A 19,604-nucleotide genomic window follows, 5' to 3' on the forward strand; every position below is an offset into this window, starting at 1 on the left:
GCATCCGAAGCGGGCATCGCGGGCCTGGAGCGTTCGGGGGTGGGTCGAGCCAGGCTTCGGCAGCTTCCGCAGCAGCGCCTCCAGCTCACTGACCTGTGTTTTTGTGTCGTAGTAGGCTCCCCCAAGGTCCCACCAGCAGCACAGGATCGCTGGACGTGCCACGAACGTGCCACACGAAGCCGGTGCCGCGTTCGCGAGTCGTCGGAGAGAAGGACGGCGAGGAGTACCTGTCCGGCCGGGTTCGTGCGCTGGGACCGCGACCACGTCCACGTGCGGCTCCACTAGCATCGCCGCCGCCTCAGCGCGGCGAGCGTCTGGCTCAAACCGGCCGACATCTACCGCGACTCGTCCTGAGCTTGCGGGTCGACACTCCGCCGGGCACGGCATCATCGGTCGAGCTGGGACGTCCTCGCAAACGCGTCCAACTCAGCCGATGACCTGATAACCGTAGGGTCCTTCGTCCGCTCGTTGACGTGGATCATGCAAGCTGGCGGGGACAGTGGGAGCCAGCCCCGTACTCTCACGACATGAACGACCCCCCGGTGAACAACGATCGTGGGAGAGCCCGATACGACGGCATTGCAGCGTGGTACGACGGGATCGCCCAAGGCTCCATGGTCGAGAGCGAGCAGGCGTTGACCGACCTACTCGGGCCAGGGACCGGACTATGCCTCGATCTCGGTTGTGGCACTGGCTTGTATTTCGACACAATCCGGCGCACTGGCCGGACGCCCATAGGCGTGGATGTGTCGAGTGACCAGCTCGGGTTGGCCAGGCAGCGAAGCGCCTTCGTCGTGCAGGGCGACGCGTCACGACTACCGTTCGCAAACGACACATTCCAGACCGCGGCCGCCATCTGGATATCCACCGATGTCGACGACTTCGGCGCGGTCGGCCGTGAGGTTGCGCGGACACTCCAGCCGGGCGGCTTGTTCGTCCTCTTTGGCGTCCACCCTTGCTTCAACGGCCCCTGCGTGGAATCCCGCGAGGACGGCGCACGCGTCGTCCATCCCACCTATCGGGTCTCAGCTCGGCACCACATCGCACGATGGTGGGGCCGTGGCGGCATTCGCGAACGTGTCGGCGGCATGTGGCACATCCCGCTCGGCGAGCTGCTCAACGCGATCATCGATGCTGGTTTGCGGATTGCGTACGTGGCCGAACCGCGCGAGGATCCGATACCCGCCGTCTTGGCGTTGCGCGCCTACAAGGACACCACGTGCCACCAAGGCTCTGGGCCACGTCAACGGTAGGCCGGCCATTCAAAGTCAGTAGTCACATGGACTTGACCCAAGCGACCTTGGCGAGCACCTCTTGGGCGACCTCGTTGGCGGGGCGTTCGTTGACGACGGAGTCCTCCACACCAGCGGCCTCGTGTTCAGCCTCGTGCTGTGCCAGCCTCGTGAAGTGCCGTTCGAGCCGGTCCCCATCATCGCGACCCCGAAGACGCTCGCGGACGATCTCTGCCGGCGCCACTAATCGGCACAACTGAACCTCGCAGTCGCGAACCAGTGAACCAACAGCGAGCGGTACGGCGCCACGACACGACCGGGCGCCTAGGGCACTCATGACCGGAGCCCTCGCCAACTCTGACGCCGTGATCCGCAGCTGAATGCCGTGTGCCATCCGGGGATGCTCAACACGCGGAGGGCCCATTCGTACTGCGGGCCGCGGAGGGTGGTCAGTTCAGTGCGGCTGGAAGGGCCGAGGTGGGCGAGGTCGCGGAGGAACGTCAGAGGCGTGCGGAGTACCGCGTACGGCAGCGCTGTGCGTTCGGCCGGGCTGAGCGGAGTGGTGAGGGTGGCGTCGTAGCGGTCGACCAGCTCGCGGAGCGCGGCGATGCGGCTGGGTGAGGTGTCATTGCGGCCCAGATGCTCGTTGATGAAGAACAGGGTGAGGGCCAGGTCGTCGATCCGTGGGCGTTCGCCGAGGAAGTCGAGATCGAGAAGCAGGGTGAGCTGGTCGCCGGCGAGGTAGACGTTGGTGGCCCAGAAGTCGCCGTGGACGAGTTGGCGGGGAAGGTCCACAGCGGGCGATTCCTGTCCGAGGCGAGAGGCCAACGCCTCGGCCGCCGCGACGTACGTCGTCTCCTCCGCGGAGAGGTTCCAGGTGCGGATCTTCGCGATCGTGGGGTCGAGCACGGCATCGGCTTCGACGTGGTTCGCCATCGGAGGATGGGTGGCTGCCGGTGAGGCCGGTGCGGCGCGGAGATCATCGTGGAGGCGGGCGAACCACTGGATGCCGGCGCTGATCGCGGGCCAGGTGGTCATGCTGGTGCCGCGTGGTTCGACGTAGTGCTCGACCTCCACGAGGCACCCGTGCAGTCGAGCCCAGCTTCGAGACGATCGAGTGCGCATCGTCTCGGGAATCGGCCAGGTTCGGCCACGGAGGTACTCTCGCACCGCTTGGACCGCGGCCAGTCGGTCCGCCTCGACCCACTCTGGAGAGACCCGGACGACCATGGCGCCTTGGTCCGTGGCGACCTGCAGGTTCAGGTTGAAGTTCCCGCCGAGGTCGCGGACGAGGGTGACCTCGTTGAGCGGGTACTCCCGGCGGACGAGCTCCAGCAACTCCGCCGTCGCCGCCGCTCGTCCTGCGCCCACGGGGCCATCTTCAGGAATGGCGCCGGCGCCAGGCAACCCCATTTCCAGGGCTGACGGACAGGGTAACGTGACCGACCGGCGGACGCCGTTCGAAAGGATCCTGATGTTCGAGGATGACCGGTTCCACGAGATCGTGGCGCATCATCGGGCCAGCCACAGCGGCGCCACCGTGCTCGCGAACGCGTTGTGCATGGCTGAGGAGATGGGCGAGGCCATCCAGCAGATACGCCGTCACCTCGGCCTCGCGCGGTCGGCGGCGACGCTCGAGCAGGTGGGCGAAGAGATGGCCGACGTCGTGATCTCGACGGCGGTGACGGCTCGGCTCATGGGGCTCGACCTCGCCGCGCACATCGATGCCAAGCTCGACGTCGCGGTGGAACGGACGAGGCAGGGCACGGCCTGACGACGTCACCAGGCGCCGGCGACCTGCCGGGTGGCGACGTTGAGCCGGTTGTACACATTGGTGGTCGCGATCACGAGCAGCAGCGCGGACAGCTGCTCCTCGTCGTAGTGGGCGGCGGCGTGCGCCCAGACGTCGTCCGGAACGGGGTCGGAGCGGTCGGCGAGACGGGTGACGGCCTCGGTGAGTGCCAGGGCGGCACGTTCGGCGTTGCTGAAGAGGGGCGTGTTGCGCCAGGCGGCCACGGCGAACAGGCGCTCGGTGCTCTCGCCCGCCTTCTGTGCGTGCCGAGCGCCGGAGTCGACGCACACGCTGCAGCCGTTGATCTGGCTCGCCCGCAGGTGTATCAGGTCGAGCGTCTCGCGTGGGAGGCTGCCGTTCTTGGCGGCGCGGTCGAGGTCCTTGATCGCCCGCATCGCGGCAGGAAGGACCGTGGTGGGATTCTTCATCCGAGCCTCCATGGCGGCCTCCTGTCACATCGGGCGGTTCCGGTCCGTCAACGCAATGACGAACCGAAGCGGGAGAATGTGACGTGATGAACAACGACGACTGGCTGGCGCGGCGCTTCGAGGAGAACCGACCGCACCTGCGCGCGGTGGCATACCGGATGCTCGGCTCGGCCAGTGAGGCCGACGACGCGGTCCAGGAGTCCTGGTTCCGCCTCAGCCGCACCGACACCAGCGACGTGCAGAACCTGCGGGGCTGGCTGACCACGGTGGTGTCGCGCGTGTCGCTCGACATGCTGCGCTCGCGCACGTCCCGCCGTGAGGAGCCGCTCGACACCGACTCGGTCGAGCCGGCGGCCGGCGGCCCCGACCCCGAGCGTGAGGCCATCCTGGCCGACTCGGTCGGGCCCGCGCTGCTCGTGGTGCTCGACTCGCTGGCTCCGGCCGAGCGGCTGGCCTTCGTCCTGCACGACATGTTCGCGGTCCCGTTCGATGAGATCGCCGCGATCCTCGGCCGCTCACCTGCGGCGACGCGGCAGCTGGCCAGCCGGGCCCGGCGGCGGGTCCAGGGCGCGGAGGTGCCGAACGCCGACGCCGCCCGGCAGCGGCAGATCGTCGACGCCTTCCTGGCCGCATCCCGCAACGGCGAGTTCGAGGCGCTGCTGTCGCTGCTCGATCCGGACGTCGTTCTCACGGCCGACGAGGCAGCCATCGAGACCGCGTCGAAAGCACCGACCGGGCCGTGGCTGGCCCCGGTCGTCCGTGGCGCCGGTGCGGTCGCGGAGATGTTCTCCGGCCGGGCACGCGCCGCGCAGGCGGCCATCATCGACGGTGTGCCCGGTATGGCCTGGGCACCGGGTGGCCGCACGAGGGCCGTGCTCAAGCTCACCTTCACCGCCGACGGCGCCATCTCCGCCATCGAGATCCTCAGGGACCCGGAGACGGTCGCCGGCCTGGAGGTCACGCTGCTGGACGCCTGAGCAGCCCGACGCGCTAGGATCACGAATGCCCGGGCTCCGGCTCGGGTGCTACGAGTGTCTGCGAAGTCCGGTTCCATCCCGGCGCTGTCCCGCAACTGTGAAGCCGCCCGCCTCTCGCGGACGGACGAGCCAGGTCGCCAGCCTCGTGGCCCGGATTCGTCCTCGGTAGAAGGGCGGTTCGCAGACGACCCCCGTCGTCCGCGCCCTTTCACCGTCGTGAAGGAGGCGCTGCGTTGAAGACGTCCATGACCGTGTCGCGGCTTGCCCTGTTGGCCGCGCTCCCCCTCGCCCTGGTCGCCTGTGGCGACGGCGGCGATGACACCGCAGGCGACGCCGGGGGTGACACGCCCGCGGCGACGACCGGCGCGGACGGCGACACCGACGAGGCGACGTTCCCTGTCACCGTCGGGTCCGGCGACACCGCGGTCGAGTTGACCGCGGAGCCGGAGAACATCGTGTCGCTGTCGGCGACGGCGACCGAGATGCTGTTCGCCGTCGGCGCCGGCGACAAGGTCGTCGCGGCCGACTCGTTCTCGAACTACCCCGAGGACGCGCCCACCACCGACCTGTCCGGCTTCGAGCCCAACATCGAGGCGATCGTCGGCTACGCACCGGATCTGGTGGTGGCGTCGAACGACCCGGGCGAGCTCGTGAGCAGCCTGGAGGAGGTCGGCGTGCCGACCCTGATCCTGGCCCCGGCGGTGACGCTGGACGACTCGTACGCCCAGATCGAGCAGCTGGGCGTCGCGACCGGGCAGGTCGCCGAGGCCGCCGAGGTGGTCGGCCAGATGCAGGGCGACATCGACGAGCTGGTGTCGCAGGTGCCGGCCGATGCTCCGCCGGTCACCTACTTCCACGAGCTCGACCCGAACCTGTACACGGTGACCAGCAACACGTTCATCGGTGAGCTCTACAGCCTGGCCGGCATGGCCAGCATCGCCGACGACGCGGGCGCGGCCGGCGGCGACTACCCGCAACTGTCGCCGGAGTACATCCTCACCGCCGACCCCGACATCATCTTCTTCGCCGACGGCGGCGTGGGTGGCGTCGTCGCCGAGGACATCGCCGCGCGGCCGGGCTGGGACCAGCTGACCGCGGTGCAGGACGACCACGTCGTCGAGGTCGATCCCGACATCGCCAGCCGGTGGGGCCCGCGTGTCGTCGACTACCTTCGGGTCGTGATCGAGGAGAGGTCGGCGCTCGCGCCGGCGCAGTGACATCGTGAGCGAGGCGGCCGGCCGGGACCGCGCGACCGCGACGGCGACACCGTCGCCGTTGCGGCCGGTCCGCCTGCCCCGCCGCTGGCTGGTCGTCGCGCTTGCCGGGCTGGTCGTCGCGGTCCTGTTCGGCATGACGGTCGGCCCGGCCGGACTGCCGCTGCGCGGCGTCGTGCTCGAAATCGTCAACCACGTGCCCGGCGTCGAGCTCGACGGCGGCCTGGACGATCGCGAGGCAGCCGTGCTGTGGCAGCTCCGCGCGCCGCGGGTGGTGCTCGGACTGCTGGTCGGTGCGATGCTCGCCATTGCCGGCGCCGGCTACCAGGGCGTGTTCCGCAACCCGCTGGCCGACCCGTACCTGCTGGGGGTGGCCGCCGGTGCCGGGCTGGGCGCGACGTTCGCCATCGTCTCCGGCGGCAACCGCGCGCTGGTGCCGCTCGCGGCGTTCGTCGGTGGCGTCGCGGGCGTGGCGGCCACCTACGCGCTGGGCCGCGGTGTCGGCGGGCGCAGCACCAACTCGCTCATTCTGGCCGGGGTGGCGGTCGCGGCGTTCCTCACGTCGGTGCAGACGTACGTGAACCAGCGCAACGCGGATTCGCTGCGTGAGGTGTACGGCTGGATCCTCGGTCGGCTGTTGACGGCCGGCTGGAGCGAGGTGGTGATCGTGCTGCCGTACGTGCTGGTCGCCGGCGCCGTGATCTTCGCGCACCGCCGCCTGCTGGACGTTCTCAGCGTCGGGCCGGACGAGGCCGGCACGCTGGGGGTTCCCGCGGCCCGGGTTCGGTTGGTCGTGGTGCTGGCGGCGACCCTCGGGACGGCGGCCGCGGTGTCGGTGAGCGGGCTCATCGGGTTCGTCGGCATCGTGGTGCCGCACATAGTGCGCATGCTGGCCGGATCCTCCTACCGTGTCGTGCTGCCGCTGTCCGCGCTGGTGGGCGGCACGTTCCTGGTGGTGTCCGACCTGGCCGCGCGGACGCTGGTCTCACCCGGCGAGCTGCCGGTCGGTGTGGTGACCGCGTTCGTCGGCGCCCCGTTCTTCACGCTGGTGCTGCGCAGCTCCCGGAGGGCCTGGTGAGCACCCTGCGAGTCGACCGGGTCAGCGTGACGCTGCTGGAGCGCACGGTGGTCCGCGACGTCAGCCTCAGCGTCCCGGCGGGCAGCTGGGTCACGCTGGTCGGGCCCAACGGCGCCGGGAAGTCGACGCTGCTGCGCGCGATCGCCGGCACGGTCGAGCATTCCGGGCGGGTCGAGATCGACGGCACCGCGCCGGCCGGTCTGCGCTCCCGCGGGCGGGCCCGGCTGGTCGCCGTCGTCCCGCAGGAGCCGACCCGTCCCGACGGCATGACCGTCCTCGACTACGTCCTGCTCGGCCGCACGCCGTACGTCCCCTATCTCGGCACCGAGTCCGCCGAGGATCTCGCGGTGGCTGGTGAGCTGCTGGACACCCTGGAGCTGCGTGACATCGCCACCCGGGCGGTCACCTCACTGTCCGGCGGTGAGTTCCAGCGCGCCGTGCTGGCCCGCGCGTTGGCGCAGCAGGCCCCGGTGCTGCTGCTCGACGAGCCGACCAGCTCCCTGGACCTCGGCCATGCGCAGCAGGTGCTCGAGTTGGTCGACCGGCTGCGCGCGGACCGGGGCCTCACCGTCGTCAGTGCGCTGCACGACCTGACCACCGCCGGCCAGTTCGCCGACCACCTGATGCTGTTGGTCGACGGCGAGGTGGCGGCGCAGGGACCGGCCGCGGAGGTGCTGACCGAGAAGCTGATCTCCACGCACTACGGCGCTCGGGTGCGGGTGCTGACCGACCAGGACGGCGGCGTGGTCGTGGTCCCGCTCCGCACCCGCGGCTGCGCGCCGGCTGATGCGACCCCCCTCCCTCTGGACGTGCGGCGTGGGTGAGTCCCCGGGCTTGGTGCGTGCGGGTGCCGTCGCGGTCGCCCTCGTGCTCGATCACACGCTGCGCGAGCCGCCGCCGGCGGTACACCCCGTGCGGTTGGCCGGCCGGTACCTCTCCACCGCCGGACGGCGGGTGCCCGCGGCGCCGCGCGGACCTGCGGTGACCGCCGGTGCCGTCGCGTGGGCAGCCGGCGCGACGACGGCGCTCGTGGCCGGACGGCTCGTGGAGCGGGCGCTTCGGGGGGCAGCGCCGTGGCGTCGCGCCGTCGTGCTGGGCGTCGTGCTGTGGCCGCTCTTCGCGCACCGGATGCTGCTGGACGAGGTCGCCGCCGTCGAACGGGCGCTGATTGACGACGGCGTCGGTGCGGGGCGGGCGGCCGTGGCGCGAATCGTCAGCCGCGACGTCTCGGCATTGACGCCGGCGCAGGTCCGGCAGGCCGCCATCGAGTCGCTGGGCGAGAACCTGTCTGACTCGGTCGTGGCGCCGCTGCTGTGGTTCGCCGCCGCCGGTCTGCCGGCCGCCGCGCTGTACCGGTTCGCGAACACCGCCGATGCCGTCTGGGGCTACCGGACCGAGCGCTGGCAGCACGCCGGCACCGTCGCCGCCCGCGCCGACGACCTGCTCAACCTGCTGCCGGCCCGCCTCACCGGCCTGCTCCTCGCCGGCGGTGTGGTCCCACTCGCCGACCTGCGGCGGGAGGCCGCGCGCACGCCGTCGCCCAATGCCGGCTGGCCGATGGCCGCGCTCGCGCTGCGGCTGGGCGTGCGGCTGGAGAAGCCGGCCGCCTACGTCCTCGGCGCGGCCGGCCGCGAGCCGACGGCCGACGACACCGCTGCGGCGCTGCGCCTGGCCGGCCGCGAGTTCTGGCGCGCAGGGCGGCGCCGATGACCGCCGTCATGGTCCAGGGCTGTACCAGCTGGGCGGGGAAGAGCTTGCTCACCACGGCCCTGTGCCGGTGGTACGCCCGTCAGGGCCTGCGGGTCGCACCGTTCAAGGCGCAGAACATGTCGAACAATGCGCGCGTCGTGGCCGGCGGGGAGATTGGCGTCGCACAGTGGCTGCAGGCCGGGGCGGCGGGCGTCGAGCCGGACGTGCGCATGAACCCCGTCCTGCTCAAGCCCGAGCACGGCGGCAGCCAGGTGGTCGTGCTGGGCCGGGTCGACCACGAGCTGTCGCGCCGGCCGTGGCGCGAGCGCAGCGAGCACCTCTGGCCGACCGTCGAGCGGGCGTTGACGGAGTTGCTCGACACCTACGACCTGGTGGTCATCGAGGGCGCCGGCAGCCCAGCCGAGATCAACCTAGCCGCGAACGACATCGTGAACATGCGGGTCGCGGAGGCCGCCGGCGCACCGGTGCTCCTCGCCGCCGACATCGATCGCGGCGGGGCGTTCGCCCACCTCTTCGGCACCTGGGCACTGCTCCCGCCGAGGCACCGTGAGCGCATCCGCGGCTTCGTCCTCAACCGGTTCCGCGGCGACGCGAGCCTGCTGCCGCCTGGGCCGGAGCAGCTGGAACGGCTGACCGGCGTGCGCACCGTCGGGGTGGTGCCGATGATCCGGCACGACCTCCCGGACGAGGACGGCGCGGCGCTGCGCGCGCCACTGCGCGGCGGGCTGCCGCCGGTCGCCGTCGTGCGGTACCCGGCAGCGTCCAACCTCGACGAGTTCGCATCCCTGGAGCAGGTTGCCGACGTGCGCTGGGCCACGCAGCCGTGGCACGTGGACGGCGCGGCGACGGTGATCCTGCCCGGCTCCAAGCACGTCTCGGCCGACCTCGCCTGGCTGCGTTCCACCGGTCTGGACGATGCGGTCCGCGACGCGGCGGCGCGCCCGGGTGTCCGACTCGTCGGTGTGTGCGGCGGGCTGCAGCTCCTCGGCCGGCGCCTGGAGGATCCCGACGGCGTCGACGGCGCCGGCGACGCGCTCGGCCTGCTGCCGCTGACCACCACGTTCGCGCCGGACAAGCTGGTGCGGCGGCGTTCGCTGAACCTGCCGGCGCTGGACGGACCGTGGCGGGGACTGACCGGGATCGAGATCGACGGCTACGAGATCCGCCAGGGCCGGTCCGTGGTCGACGGACGGCTCGACGTCGCCGCCGAACAGGCGTTGGTGGTCGCCCGCGGCAACGTGCTGGGTTGCTACGTGCACGGGCTGTTCGAACATCCCGCGGTCCTGGAGGCGCTGTTCGGCGCCCGGCCGGACCGCACGCTCGCCGACACGTTCGAGCTGCTGGCCGACGCGGTCGAGAAGCATGTCGACGGCCGGGTGCTGCGCGACCTGGCGGTGTTGTCGTGATCGGCGGCATGCGGGCAGCGCTCGGCTTCCTGACCCGCATCCCGGTCGGCCCGCACGACCGCGGCCTCGATCGGGCCGCGCCGTACTTCCCGCTGGTCGGCGTGGTCGTCGGAGGCATCGCCGTGGCGACCTGGTGGGTTGCCGACGCCGCGCTCGGCGGCTTCGCGGCCGCGGTGGTCGCGGTGTTGACGACGGTGATCGTGACGGGCGCGCTGCACGAGGACGGCCTCGCCGACACCGCCGATGGGCTGTGGGGCGGTTCCACCTCGCAGCGGCGGCTGGAGATCATGCGCGACAGCCGGCTCGGCACGTACGGTGCGCTGGCGCTGGGCGGCGACCTGCTGCTGCGGGTGGCACTGCTGACGCCGCTCGGCCTGGCCGACGCGGCCCGGGTGCTGCTGGCGGGGCATGTGATCGGGCGGGCGGCGCCGCTGGTGCTGGCCGCGTGGTCGCCGCGAGCGCGCTCGGACGGCCAGGGCGCCCGGCTGGGCCGGCTGCGTGCCGGCGGCGCGACGGTGGCCGGGGCGACAGTCGTGCCGGTCGCGGTGCTGGCGACGGGGTGGTGGGCACCCGTGCTGGTGGCAGCGGCGATGCTGCCAGTGCTGGCGTTGCGGCGGGCGGCGCACCGTCGGATCGGCGGGGTGACCGGCGACGTGCTGGGCGCCGGTGTCGCGCTGTCGAACCTCGCGGTCGCGGCGGCGATCGCGATCCTCGCCGGAAGGGATCTGCTGTGACCAACTCCTCCGCGGAGCCTCCCGTTGATCATGGAGAAGATCATCCTTCCGGTCGCCGGGAAGGGGGTCATCGTCATGATCAACAGGGGTGGGCGGAGCGGACCGGCCGGCTGACCGTCGTGCTCGGCGGGCAGAAGTCGGGCAAGTCGGGGCTGGCGGCCCGGCGAGCGACGGCGAGTGGTCGCCCGGTGGTCGTGGTCGCGCCGGCCGTGGTGCGCGACGACGAGTTCCGCACCCGGGTCGAGCGGCACCGGGCCGACCGGCCGGCGCATTGGCGCACGCTCGAGACGTTCGACCTCGCCGCCGCGGTGGCCGAGGCCGGTCCCGGGGCGTTCGTGCTGGTGGACGCGCTGGACACGTGGCTGGCCGAGAGGCTGGAGTCGTCCGGCCTGTTCATCGGCGACGATGTGCCCGATCCGCGGGCGCGGATGGCGGCCGAGGACCGCCTCGTCGCCGAGCTGACCACGTTCGCCGCGGCGGTGGCACGCTCGGACGCGGACGTGCTGGTCATCGCCGGGCAGCCGGGGCTGGGCGTACACGCCGGCGGTCCCGGCGCGCGGTTCTACGTCGACCTGCACGGGCGGTGCGTCCAGACACTCTGCGCCGCCGCCGACGAAGCGCTGCTGGTGGTGGGTGGGCGACAGGTCCGGCTGGAGCACGACCGGCCGCCGGCGACGAGCACCGCACGGCCGGGCGCCGTCGACGCCGGCGGGCTGCGCGCACACGGCGACACGCAGGTGCCACCGGGTGCGGTCGACCTGGCCGTCAACGTCGAGCCGGGTCCGCCGTCCTGGCTGGTCGAGCGGCTGGCGGCGGACCTCGCCGGCCTCGCCGCCTATCCCGACGACCGGCGAGCACGGGCGGCGGCCGCCGCCCGGCACCGCCGCCCGGCGCAGGAGTGCGTGGTCGTCGACGGTGCCGCAGAGGCGTTCTGGCTGATCGCACGGGTGTTGCGGCCACGGCTGGCGGCGTGCGTGCACCCGTCGTTCACCGAGCCCGAGGCGGCGCTGCGGGCCGCGGACGTGCCCGTCGTCCGGGTCCTCCGCGACCGCGAACGGAGCTGGCTGCTGGACCCGTCGTCGGTACCGGTGGACGCCGACCTGGTCGTCCTCGGCCGGCCGGACAACCCGACCGGGGTGCTCGACCCGGTCGCGACGGTGGAGGCGATGGCCCGGCCCGGCCGGACGGTCGTGGTGGACGAGGCGTTCGCGGAGTTCCTCGACGACGCCGACGGCGTGGCCGGGCGGCGCGACCTGCCCGGCGTCGTGTCGGTGCGAAGCCTGACGAAGCTGTGGGGACTGGCCGGGCTGCGGGTGGGATACGTCGTCGGGCCGGCGCCGTTGATGGCCCGGCTGGCGGCGGACCGGCAGCCGTGGAGCTGCAACAGCCTCGCGCTCACCGCGCTGGAGGCACTGGCGGGCTCCGAGGACGAAAGGCGCGATCGAGCCGCTGACGTCGCCGGTCGCCGGTCCGAGCTGGTCGACGCGTTGCGCGGCGTCGACGGCCTCAGGGTGTGGGACGCCGCGGCCAACTTCGTCCTGATCCAGGCGCCGATGCCGAGCCTGCGTGAGCGGCTGCTGGCTCATGGCCTCGCGGCCCGCCGCGCGGACACGTTTCCTGGCCTGGACGACCACGCCGTGCGTGTCGCCGTCCGGGACAGGGACACCAACCACCGGCTGGTCCGGGCGTTGCAGGCGATCGTGAATGGGGACTCGGCATGACACCTACCGTGGAGGATCTCATCGAGGCGGTCGTCGCGGTCGACGCCGGTGCGGCCGACACCGCCCGGAAACGGCACGCCATCCTGGCCAAGCCGCCGGGCAGCCTCGGGCGGTTGGAGGACCTCGGGGTCCAGCTGGCGGCCATCGCCGGCGCCTGCCCGCCGCCGGTGCCGTCGGCACCGGTGGTCGTGGTGGCCGCCGCGGACCACGGCGTGCACGCGCAGGGGGTCTCGGACTGGCCGCAGGCGGTCACCACCGCCATGGTCTCGGCCATCGCCGCCGGCCGGGCGGCCGTCAACGCGATCGCCGGCGCGGTCGGCGCCCGGGTCGTCGCTGTCGACGTAGGCACGCTCACCACCAGCGCCCTGCCCGACGGCGTCCGCGACGAGCGGGTGCGGGCGGGCAGCGCGGACCTGGCCGTCGAACCGGCGATGAGCCTCGACGAGTGCCGGGCCGCCGTCGCCGCAGGCGCGCGGGTGGCCGCAGCACTGGTGGACGGGGGTGCGGACCTGCTGGTGACCGGCGAGGTCGGCATCGCGAACACGACGGCGTCGGCGTGCCTGCTGGCTGCCTTCACCGGCGCCGACCCGGCCGGCGTGACCGGAAAGGGTGCCAACCTCGACCACAGCCGGACCGCGCACAAGGTCGACGTCGTGCGCACCGGGCTGGCCCGGCACGGAGCTGACCGCGACCCGCTCGGCACGCTGGCGTCACTGGGTGGACTTGAGCACGCGGCTCTGGTCGGCGTGATGCTGGCCGGTGCGGCCGCGCGCGTCCCCGTCGTCGTCGACGGAGTAGTGACTTGCGCCGCGGCGCTCGCTGCGGTCGCGCTGTGCCCCGAGCTGGCCGGCTACCTGATCCCGGGGCACGAATCGGCCGAGCCGGGCGGGCGAACACTGCCCGACCGGCTCAATGAGATGGCCCTGCTGGACCTGCGGCTGCGGCTCGGCGAAGGAACCGGTGCGCTGCTTGCGGTGCCTCTGGTGCGGGCCGCGGCCAGGGTCCTCGGTGAGATGGCGACGTTGGACGAGGTGACCGGTTAGGTCAGCTCTGTCCTCCGTCCAGCGTGCCCTGGCTGGACGCGCCCGCGGCGGCCTTCTTCGCCGGTGCCTTCTTGGCAGCGGACTTCTTGGCCGGAGTTTTCTTCGCCGGTGTCTTCTTGGCGGGTCCGGCGTCGGCCGTCTCGTCCGTGGCCTCATTGTCGGCGGCCTGCTCGGACTCCTTGTCCGCCTGCTCCGCATCCGGAGCCGGTGCCGGTGCCCACGGGCCGGTGGACGGGTCGTAGGTGGTCCACTGGTCGGACTGGCTCTTCCGCCGGACGACCGCGGCCAAGGCCGCGCCGGCCGCGGCGAACGCGCCGAGCACCGTCACCGCCCTGCGGCGCCGCTTCTTCTTGCGCTCCTTCTCGGCCTTCTCGGCCAGCGCGGCGGTCCGGTCCGACAGCTCGTGGGCGCGCTCGGAGAACTTGTCGGCGGCCGTCGCCAGCGAGTCGGCGAACCGGGGCACGACGTCGTGCATCAGGGTCTCGCGTGCCTGCGAGGCGGCGGGGCCGACCTTCTCCTTCGCCGCCTGGACCTTCGGACCCATCCGGTCGACCGCGGTGTCGACCACCGGGGTGATGCGTTCGCGGGCGGAGTCAACCACGGGCGCCGCGGCATCGCGCGCGCGCCGGCCGGCGTCGCGAGCGGCCTTCCGGGCCTGCTCGGCAGCCTCCTGCGTGCGCACCTTGGCGTCGCCGGTTCGGCTCTTCCGCCGGTTGAATAGCCTGCTCACGTTGGGCCTCCCTTATCGGATCGCTGCAGGGCCCTTACCCCGTTGTGTTCTCTCCGATCTTGCCTTGTACCGACCGTATGCCCGCTCACGCCACGGCGTGGGAGGATGGAACAAAATCGAGAACAACAACGTGAAGGGCATACCCGTGGCCGACGAGCTTCATGCCACCCTGCACACCAACCAGGGCGACATCACCCTGGTCCTGCTTCCCCATCATGCTCCCAAGACGGTGCGGAACTTCGTCGAGCTGGCCAAGGGCGAGCGCGAATGGGTCAACCCCGAGACCGGCGAGAAGAGCACCGACAAGCTGTACGACGGCACCGTCTTCCACCGCATCATCTCCGGCTTCATGATCCAGGGCGGCGACCCGCTGGGCGACGGACGCGGCGGCCCTGGCTACGACTTCGCCGACGAGTTCCACCCCGAGCTCGCCTTCAACAAGCCGTACCTGCTGGCCATGGCCAACGCCGGGCCCAACACCAACGGCTCGCAGTTCTTCATCACCGTCGGCCCGCAGCCGCACCTCAACCGCCGCCACACCATCTTCGGTGAGGTGGCCGACGAGGGCAGCCGCAAGGTCGTCGACGCGATCGCCAACCTGCCCACCGACCGCACTGACCGGCCGCTGGAGCCCGTCGTCGTCGAGTCGGTCAGCATCAGCGGCAGCTGACCGGATCACCGCATGACCGGATCCGCCGACAGCACCGGCGGGCCGCCACCCGGCGGCTCCGCCGTGCCGACCTGTTATCGGCACCCCGACCGCGAGACCTACATCCGCTGCTCGCGGTGTGAGCGGCCCATCTGCCCTGACTGCATGACAGCCGCCCCGGTGGGGTTCCAGTGCCCGCAGTGCGTGGCCGAGGGCAACAAGGGCGTCCGGCAGGCGCGAACCGTGCTGGGCGGCACGATTCGAGAGACCAACGCCAACACCATCACGCTGTCGCTCCTCGTCATCAACGTGGGCGTGTGGCTGCTGGGCATGGTCATGGGCACTTCCGGCACCCTGTACGGCATGTTCGCCCGGGAGTGGAACACCAACGAGCTCGGTGTCCAGCTCGGGCTGGTGCTCGGCAACCCCGACGACGGCTTCGACCTCGGCGTGGTCGACGGCCAGTGGTACCGCCTGATCACCGCGGCGTTCATGCACGAGAACGCCCTGCACATCGGCATGAACATGCTCGCGCTCTGGGTGCTGGGCAGCTCGCTGGAGCCGGTGCTGGGACGCTGGCGGTTCATCACGCTGTACCTGCTGTCCGCCCTGGGCGGCACCGCGGCGTCGCTGCTGGCCACGTCGGAGTACACGCTGTCCTACGGTGCCTCAGGCGCCGTGTTCGGTCTCATGGGCGCACTGTTCGTGATCATGCGCCGGCTGGGCCGTGAGACGGGGGCCGTCGTCGGCATCCTCGCCTTCAACCTCGTGCTCGGCTTCACGATCCAGGGCATCGACTGGCGCGCCCACCTGGGCGGCCTCGTCATCGGCACCGGCCTGGCGGCCGTGTTCGCCTACGCACCGCGGCAGCAACGCCTCGCGTGGTCCATCACCGGGTGTGCTCTCGCGGTGATGATCATCGCGACCGTCATCCTGGTCCGCGTGGGCTGAGCCGACGCCGTCGGTCATTCGGGCCCATCACCGCGGGTGTGCTTCACCAGGCGTGCATCCACGGTGAAGCACGGGAACCCCCGGTGATGGGCCTGGCCACTTTATCCACAGGGGTTATCCCCACTGTTGAAAATTACACGCGTGTAATCACAGGTGTGCAATAAGCTGTGGACAACGGTGTTTCTGCAGGTCAGTTGGCTACTTCCACCGAGTGGCGGTCATGAAGCCACCGGTGATCAAGCCCATGCCGATCAACAGGTTCCATCCACCGAGGTCCTGGATCACCGGGATCTCGTCACCTACGAGGTAGTAGACGACGATCCACACGAGCCCGACAACGAGCAGGGTGACCATGGTGGGGACGACCCACGGACCGGAGACTGTCGGGTCCTTGACCTCGCGCCGCTCCGGCGGGGTGTAGTCGTCGTCCTTGCGACGGCGGCGAGATATGGGCACGGGGCTGTCCTCTCCGTCTTGGCTGGTTACGGTGGTGCTCGGCTAGCGTAGTCGTCAGCAGGCGAGTCGCCCACATGTGTGGTGCCCGTCGTACCGAGTTCGCGGAGGTGAACCATCAGCCAGCCACCAGGGAACACCCGGGCGTGGAAGATCCTCGCCCCGGTGGTGCTGGCGTTCTGCGGCCTTCTCCTCGTCATCAGCGCCAGGGCCGCCGACGGCGACGACCTGCGCGGCAGCGACATCCTGGAGCTGTCCGACCTGGTCCGCGCCGAGGAGCGGCGAGTCCAGGAGCTGGAGGCGCAGGTGGCCGATCTCACCAAAGAGATCGAGGACTACGCCGCCGACAACAGTGACAGCCAGACCGACGAGGTCAACCGGCAGATCGAGGAGATGATGCCGGAGGCGGGCCTGACCCCCGTCGAAGGCCCGGCCCTCTCCGTCACGCTGGACGATGCCCCGCTGCCGGCCAACCTCGACGAGGAGTCCGACGACTACAACGTCGAGGACTACCTGGTCCACCAGCAGGACCTCCAGGGCGTGGTCAACGCGCTGTGGGCCGGCGGCGCCGAGGCGATGACCGTCATGGACCAGCGCATCGTCTCCACCAGCACGATCCGATGCGTCGGGTCCGTGCTGCTGCTGCACGGCCGCACGTTCTACCCGCCGTACACCATCACCGCGATCGGTGACGCCGACGCCATGCGCGACGCGCTCGGGTCCTCCCCGGCGGTGCGCGAGTACCGCAGCTGGGCCGACCTGGTCGGACTGCGCTACGACGTCGCCGACGAGGGCACCGTCACGATGCCGGCCTACACCGGCACCATCGGAGGAGGATCGACGTCGTGAGCCCACGCATCCTCGTGGTCGACAACTACGACAGCTTCGTCTTCAACCTGGTCCAGTACCTCGCCCAGCTCGGCGCCGACTGCGACGTCCGGCGCAACGACGAGATCGGCGACACCTCCGGGTACGACGGCGTCCTGCTCTCCCCCGGCCCGGGGACGCCGGAGAAGGCCGGCGGCTGCGTCGAGCTCGTCCACGCCCTGGGCGGCAGCGTCCCCGTCTTCGGTGTCTGCCTCGGCCTGCAGGCCATCGGCGTCGCCTACGGCGCAACCGTCGGCCGGGCGCCGGAGCTCCTGCACGGCAAGACCAGCCAGGTGCATCACGACGGCGCCGGCGTGCTGGCCGGCCTGCCCCGCCCGTTCACGGCCACCCGCTACCACTCCCTGGCCGTCGAGCCGGCCACCGTCCCGGACGCGCTCGAGGTCACCGCGCGCACCGAGGGCGGCGTCATCATGGCGCTTCGCCACCGCGACCTGCCGGTCGAGGGCGTCCAGTTCCACCCCGAGTCGGTACTCACCGAGGGCGGGCACCGCATGCTCGCCAACTGGCTGACCACCTGCGGCGACGACGGCGCCGTTGAGCGCTCCGCCGGGCTCGCCCCGGTGGTGAGCCGCGGCCCGTCGCTGGAGCTGACCGGCTGAGCCACCGACGACGCCGGCCCGGGTTCGTCCGAGCCGGCCGGCGAAGGCCCCCGGCTGCCCCTACGGGTTGCCGAGGACCCCACCTTCCTCGCCCTGCTCGCCGCTCTCGTTGCCGGTATCGGTGCCCGTATCGGTGCCGGTATCGGTGCCGGTATCGGTGCCGGTCTCGTCGCCCGTATCGGTGCCGGTCTCGTCGCCGGTGGGCTCGTCGGTGGGCGACTCGGTCTCCGTCTCGGTGGGCTCCTCGGTCGGCTCGTCCGGCTCCTCGGCGACGTAGATGATGACCGTGTCACCCTCTTCGGCCTCGGTACCTTCCGGGGGGTCCTGGTTGAAGACCACACCGGGGGGCTGGTCGCCAGTGACCTCGGTGACCACCGACGGCGTCAGTCCGAGCTGCTCGAGCCTCGCTTCGGCCTCGGCCTGGGTGTCGCCGATCAGGTTGGGCACCTCGACGGTCTCGGTGCCGCTGGAGTAGACGATGTCGACCGAGGTGTTCGGCGCCACGGGGCTACCACCCTCGGGGTTGGTGCTCAGCACCTCACCCTCCGGGCGGTCGCTGTTCTGCGCAACCCTGTTGCCCGCACGTAGGCCGGCTTCCTGGATCGCGGTCTCGGCCTCTTCCAAGGGCCGGCCGACGACGGAGGGCACTTCGACCATCTCCGGCGGCGCGCCGATGACGATGGTGACCGCGGTGCCCTCGTCCAGCTGGGTGGACGGCCGCGGGTCCTGCCGGACGACGGTGCCGACCTGGGCTTCGTCGTCGACGGGCTCGGACTCGATGGTCGCCTCGAGGTTCTCCTCGGTGAGCCGGGTCTCGGCCTCCTCCTGCGTCATGCCGACCAGGTTGGGCACGGTGGCCTGGGCCGTTCCGCCGGAGTTGAAGATCAGGTAGCCGATGAGCCCGGCTATGGCCAGCACGGCGAGTGCGCCGAGCACGACGGCCCACCAGCTGAAGCCCCTGCGCTCGTCCTCGTCCTCCTCCGGCTCGTCCGGGTAGGGCGTCTCGTCGTCGAGCGGCATGGCCTCCGTGCCGGCCGCCATCCCCGCGGGTCCGTGCGCGATGAGCTGGGTGGCCGCGGAGGTGTCGGCGGCGGCGGCGACGGGCAGCCCGGCCGCGGCCCGCTCGAGGTCGGCGCGCATGTCGTAGGCGCTCTGGTAGCGGTCGAGCCGGTCCTTGGCCAGCGACTTCATGACGATGGCGTCGAGGTCCGGCGGGATCGACGGGTCGAGCGCAGACGGCGGGGTCGCCGTCTCGCGCACGTGCGACACGGCGACGGAGACCAGGGACTCGCCGATGAACGGTGGCCGGCCGGTGAGCAGCTCGTACAGCACGCAGCCGCTGGCGTACAGGTCGCTGCGTGCGTCGGCCTGCTCGCCGCGGGCCTGTTCGGGCGAGATGTACTGTGCGGTTCCGACGACGGCGGCGGTCTGGGTGAGCGCCATACCGGTGTCGGCGAGTGACCGGGCGATGCCGAAGTCGGTGACCTTGACCTCGCCGGTGCTGGTGATCATGATGTTGCCCGGTTTGATGTCGCGGTGGACGATGCCGGCGCGGTGGCTGTACTCGAGCGCGTCCAGGGTGGAGCTGAGAATCTCGATGGACCGCTCCGGCGTGAAGCGGACCCGGTCCTGCAGCATCTCGCGCAACGTCTGGCCCTCCACGTACTCCATGACGATGTACGGGAGGCGGTGGCCGTCGACGATGTCCTCGCCGGTGTCGTAGACGGCGACGATGTTGCGATGGTTGAGCGACGCGGCCGATTGCGCCTCGCGGCGGAACCGGGCCTGGAACGTGGCGTCGCTGGCGTGGTCGACCCGCAGCATCTTCAGCGCGACGATGCGGCCGAGCCGAGAGTCGCGGCCGCGCCGGACCTCGGCCATGCCGCCACGGCCGATGACCTCGCCCAGCTCGTAGCGATCTCCGAGGAGTCGCAACTCGTTCATTGTGCGGCCCTTTCTCGTCTCAACCCCGCGCAGGCTACCGTCATCGGCATCCTCG

The 19,604-nt window shown here is 71.5% G+C and carries 20 protein-coding genes; 15 read left to right on the forward strand and 5 right to left on the reverse strand.

What is annotated here, in order from left to right:
* The first annotated feature begins 527 nt into the window (after positions 1-527).
* Positions 528-1,253, forward strand: a complete 726-nt coding sequence (locus tag E1269_RS07370; protein ID WP_131892911.1) for a class I SAM-dependent methyltransferase — start codon at positions 528-530, stop codon at positions 1,251-1,253.
* A gap of 312 nt (positions 1,254-1,565) precedes the next feature.
* Here E1269_RS07370 and E1269_RS07375 read toward each other — a convergent pair whose 3' ends face one another.
* Positions 1,566-2,603, reverse strand: a complete 1,038-nt coding sequence (locus E1269_RS07375) for a phosphotransferase (protein ID WP_162606266.1) — start codon at positions 2,601-2,603, stop codon at positions 1,566-1,568.
* 16 nt (positions 2,604-2,619) lie between these two features.
* Here E1269_RS07375 and E1269_RS07380 point away from each other — a divergent pair, with 16 nt between their 5' ends.
* Complete coding sequence (locus E1269_RS07380) at positions 2,620-3,006, forward strand: MazG-like family protein (RefSeq protein ID WP_131892915.1); 387 nt, start codon at positions 2,620-2,622, stop codon at positions 3,004-3,006.
* A 5-nt stretch (positions 3,007-3,011) separates the two neighbouring features.
* Here the strand turns inward: E1269_RS07380 and E1269_RS07385 are convergent, their stop codons facing one another.
* The gene (locus E1269_RS07385; protein ID WP_131892917.1) at positions 3,012-3,464 is read right to left on the reverse strand and encodes a carboxymuconolactone decarboxylase family protein; all 453 of its coding nucleotides are present in this window, start codon (positions 3,462-3,464) and stop codon (positions 3,012-3,014) included.
* Between the two features lie 74 nt (positions 3,465-3,538).
* Between E1269_RS07385 and E1269_RS07390 the strand changes: the two genes are divergently transcribed.
* The 9 genes from E1269_RS07390 to cobT all read left to right on the forward strand — a co-directional run bounded on the left by E1269_RS07390 (position 3,539) and on the right by cobT (position 13,335).
* A complete protein-coding gene (locus E1269_RS07390; protein ID WP_131892919.1) occupies positions 3,539-4,429 on the forward strand; it encodes a sigma-70 family RNA polymerase sigma factor in 891 nt (296 codons plus the stop codon).
* Positions 4,430-4,674: 245 nt separating this feature from the next.
* Complete coding sequence (locus E1269_RS07395; RefSeq protein WP_131893027.1) at positions 4,675-5,646, forward strand: ABC transporter substrate-binding protein; 972 nt, start codon at positions 4,675-4,677, stop codon at positions 5,644-5,646.
* Between the two features lies 1 nt (position 5,647).
* Positions 5,648-6,721: a FecCD family ABC transporter permease gene (locus E1269_RS07400; protein ID WP_131892921.1), complete on the forward strand. Its 1,074-nt coding sequence runs from the start codon at positions 5,648-5,650 to the stop codon at positions 6,719-6,721.
* Positions 6,718-7,545 carry an ABC transporter ATP-binding protein gene (locus E1269_RS07405; RefSeq protein WP_131892923.1) on the forward strand — a complete coding sequence of 276 codons (828 nt, stop codon included), beginning with the start codon at positions 6,718-6,720 and terminating at the stop codon, positions 7,543-7,545. Before E1269_RS07400 ends, E1269_RS07405 begins: the two co-directional genes overlap by 4 nt.
* Entirely contained in the window at positions 7,538-8,431 is an 894-nt protein-coding gene (locus E1269_RS07410) for a CobD/CbiB family cobalamin biosynthesis protein (protein ID WP_203433100.1), read from the forward strand. The genes E1269_RS07405 and E1269_RS07410 overlap by 8 nt, the downstream gene beginning before the upstream one ends.
* Positions 8,428-9,837, forward strand: coding sequence for a cobyric acid synthase (locus E1269_RS07415; protein WP_131892927.1), 1,410 nt, complete (start codon positions 8,428-8,430; stop codon positions 9,835-9,837). Before E1269_RS07410 ends, E1269_RS07415 begins: the two co-directional genes overlap by 4 nt.
* Positions 9,834-10,571: an adenosylcobinamide-GDP ribazoletransferase gene (cobS, locus tag E1269_RS07420; RefSeq protein ID WP_203433102.1), complete on the forward strand. Its 738-nt coding sequence runs from the start codon at positions 9,834-9,836 to the stop codon at positions 10,569-10,571. Before E1269_RS07415 ends, cobS begins: the two co-directional genes overlap by 4 nt.
* A gap of 119 nt (positions 10,572-10,690) precedes the next feature.
* Positions 10,691-12,292 (forward strand): Rv2231c family histidinol phosphate aminotransferase CobC, encoded by a 1,602-nt coding sequence (cobC, locus tag E1269_RS07425; RefSeq protein ID WP_162606267.1) that lies wholly within the window; start codon positions 10,691-10,693, stop codon positions 12,290-12,292.
* The gene (cobT, locus tag E1269_RS07430) at positions 12,289-13,335 is read left to right on the forward strand and encodes a nicotinate-nucleotide--dimethylbenzimidazole phosphoribosyltransferase (RefSeq protein ID WP_131892930.1); all 1,047 of its coding nucleotides are present in this window, start codon (positions 12,289-12,291) and stop codon (positions 13,333-13,335) included. Before cobC ends, cobT begins: the two co-directional genes overlap by 4 nt.
* Before the next feature lies 1 nt (position 13,336).
* Here cobT and E1269_RS07435 read toward each other — a convergent pair whose 3' ends face one another.
* Positions 13,337-14,065, reverse strand: coding sequence for a hypothetical protein (locus E1269_RS07435; protein WP_131892932.1), 729 nt, complete (start codon positions 14,063-14,065; stop codon positions 13,337-13,339).
* Between the two features lie 145 nt (positions 14,066-14,210).
* Here E1269_RS07435 and E1269_RS33310 point away from each other — a divergent pair, with 145 nt between their 5' ends.
* A complete protein-coding gene (locus E1269_RS33310) occupies positions 14,211-14,735 on the forward strand; it encodes a peptidylprolyl isomerase (RefSeq protein WP_131893031.1) in 525 nt (174 codons plus the stop codon).
* 12 nt (positions 14,736-14,747) lie between these two features.
* Positions 14,748-15,665 carry a rhomboid family intramembrane serine protease gene (locus tag E1269_RS07445; protein ID WP_131892934.1) on the forward strand — a complete coding sequence of 306 codons (918 nt, stop codon included), beginning with the start codon at positions 14,748-14,750 and terminating at the stop codon, positions 15,663-15,665.
* Positions 15,666-15,863: 198 nt separating this feature from the next.
* On the opposite strand, the gene E1269_RS07450 is transcribed toward E1269_RS07445, so the two are convergent.
* Positions 15,864-16,121, reverse strand: coding sequence for a cell division protein CrgA (locus E1269_RS07450; protein ID WP_131892936.1), 258 nt, complete (start codon positions 16,119-16,121; stop codon positions 15,864-15,866).
* 162 nt (positions 16,122-16,283) lie between these two features.
* Here E1269_RS07450 and E1269_RS07455 point away from each other — a divergent pair, with 162 nt between their 5' ends.
* Both E1269_RS07455 and E1269_RS07460 read left to right on the forward strand, forming a co-directional pair.
* A complete protein-coding gene (locus E1269_RS07455; RefSeq protein WP_131892938.1) occupies positions 16,284-16,967 on the forward strand; it encodes a DUF881 domain-containing protein in 684 nt (227 codons plus the stop codon).
* Positions 16,964-17,605 carry an aminodeoxychorismate/anthranilate synthase component II gene (locus E1269_RS07460; protein WP_131892940.1) on the forward strand — a complete coding sequence of 214 codons (642 nt, stop codon included), beginning with the start codon at positions 16,964-16,966 and terminating at the stop codon, positions 17,603-17,605. The genes E1269_RS07455 and E1269_RS07460 overlap by 4 nt, the downstream gene beginning before the upstream one ends.
* A gap of 60 nt (positions 17,606-17,665) precedes the next feature.
* Here the strand turns inward: E1269_RS07460 and pknB are convergent, their stop codons facing one another.
* Positions 17,666-19,549, reverse strand: a complete 1,884-nt coding sequence (gene pknB / locus E1269_RS07465) for a Stk1 family PASTA domain-containing Ser/Thr kinase (protein ID WP_131892942.1) — start codon at positions 19,547-19,549, stop codon at positions 17,666-17,668.
* Positions 19,550-19,604 lie beyond the last annotated feature (55 nt).

The sequence above is a fragment of the Jiangella asiatica genome, assembly GCF_004349065.1.
Taxonomy (GTDB): domain Bacteria; phylum Actinomycetota; class Actinomycetes; order Jiangellales; family Jiangellaceae; genus Jiangella; species Jiangella asiatica.

Coding starts and splice junctions, on each gene's coding strand:
- E1269_RS07370 (WP_131892911.1), top strand. CDS start 528: ATGAACGACCCCCCGGTGAACAACGATCGTGGGAGAGCCCGATACGAC.
- E1269_RS07380 (WP_131892915.1), top strand. CDS start 2,620: ATGGCGCCGGCGCCAGGCAACCCCATTTCCAGGGCTGACGGACAGGGT.
- E1269_RS07385 (WP_131892917.1), bottom strand. CDS start 3,464: ATGGAGGCTCGGATGAAGAATCCCACCACGGTCCTTCCTGCCGCGATG.
- E1269_RS07390 (WP_131892919.1), top strand. CDS start 3,539: ATGAACAACGACGACTGGCTGGCGCGGCGCTTCGAGGAGAACCGACCG.
- E1269_RS07395 (WP_131893027.1), top strand. CDS start 4,675: ATGACCGTGTCGCGGCTTGCCCTGTTGGCCGCGCTCCCCCTCGCCCTG.
- E1269_RS07415 (WP_131892927.1), top strand. CDS start 8,428: ATGACCGCCGTCATGGTCCAGGGCTGTACCAGCTGGGCGGGGAAGAGC.
- cobT (WP_131892930.1), top strand. CDS start 12,289: ATGACACCTACCGTGGAGGATCTCATCGAGGCGGTCGTCGCGGTCGAC.
- E1269_RS07445 (WP_131892934.1), top strand. CDS start 14,748: ATGACCGGATCCGCCGACAGCACCGGCGGGCCGCCACCCGGCGGCTCC.
- pknB (WP_131892942.1), bottom strand. CDS start 19,549: ATGAACGAGTTGCGACTCCTCGGAGATCGCTACGAGCTGGGCGAGGTC.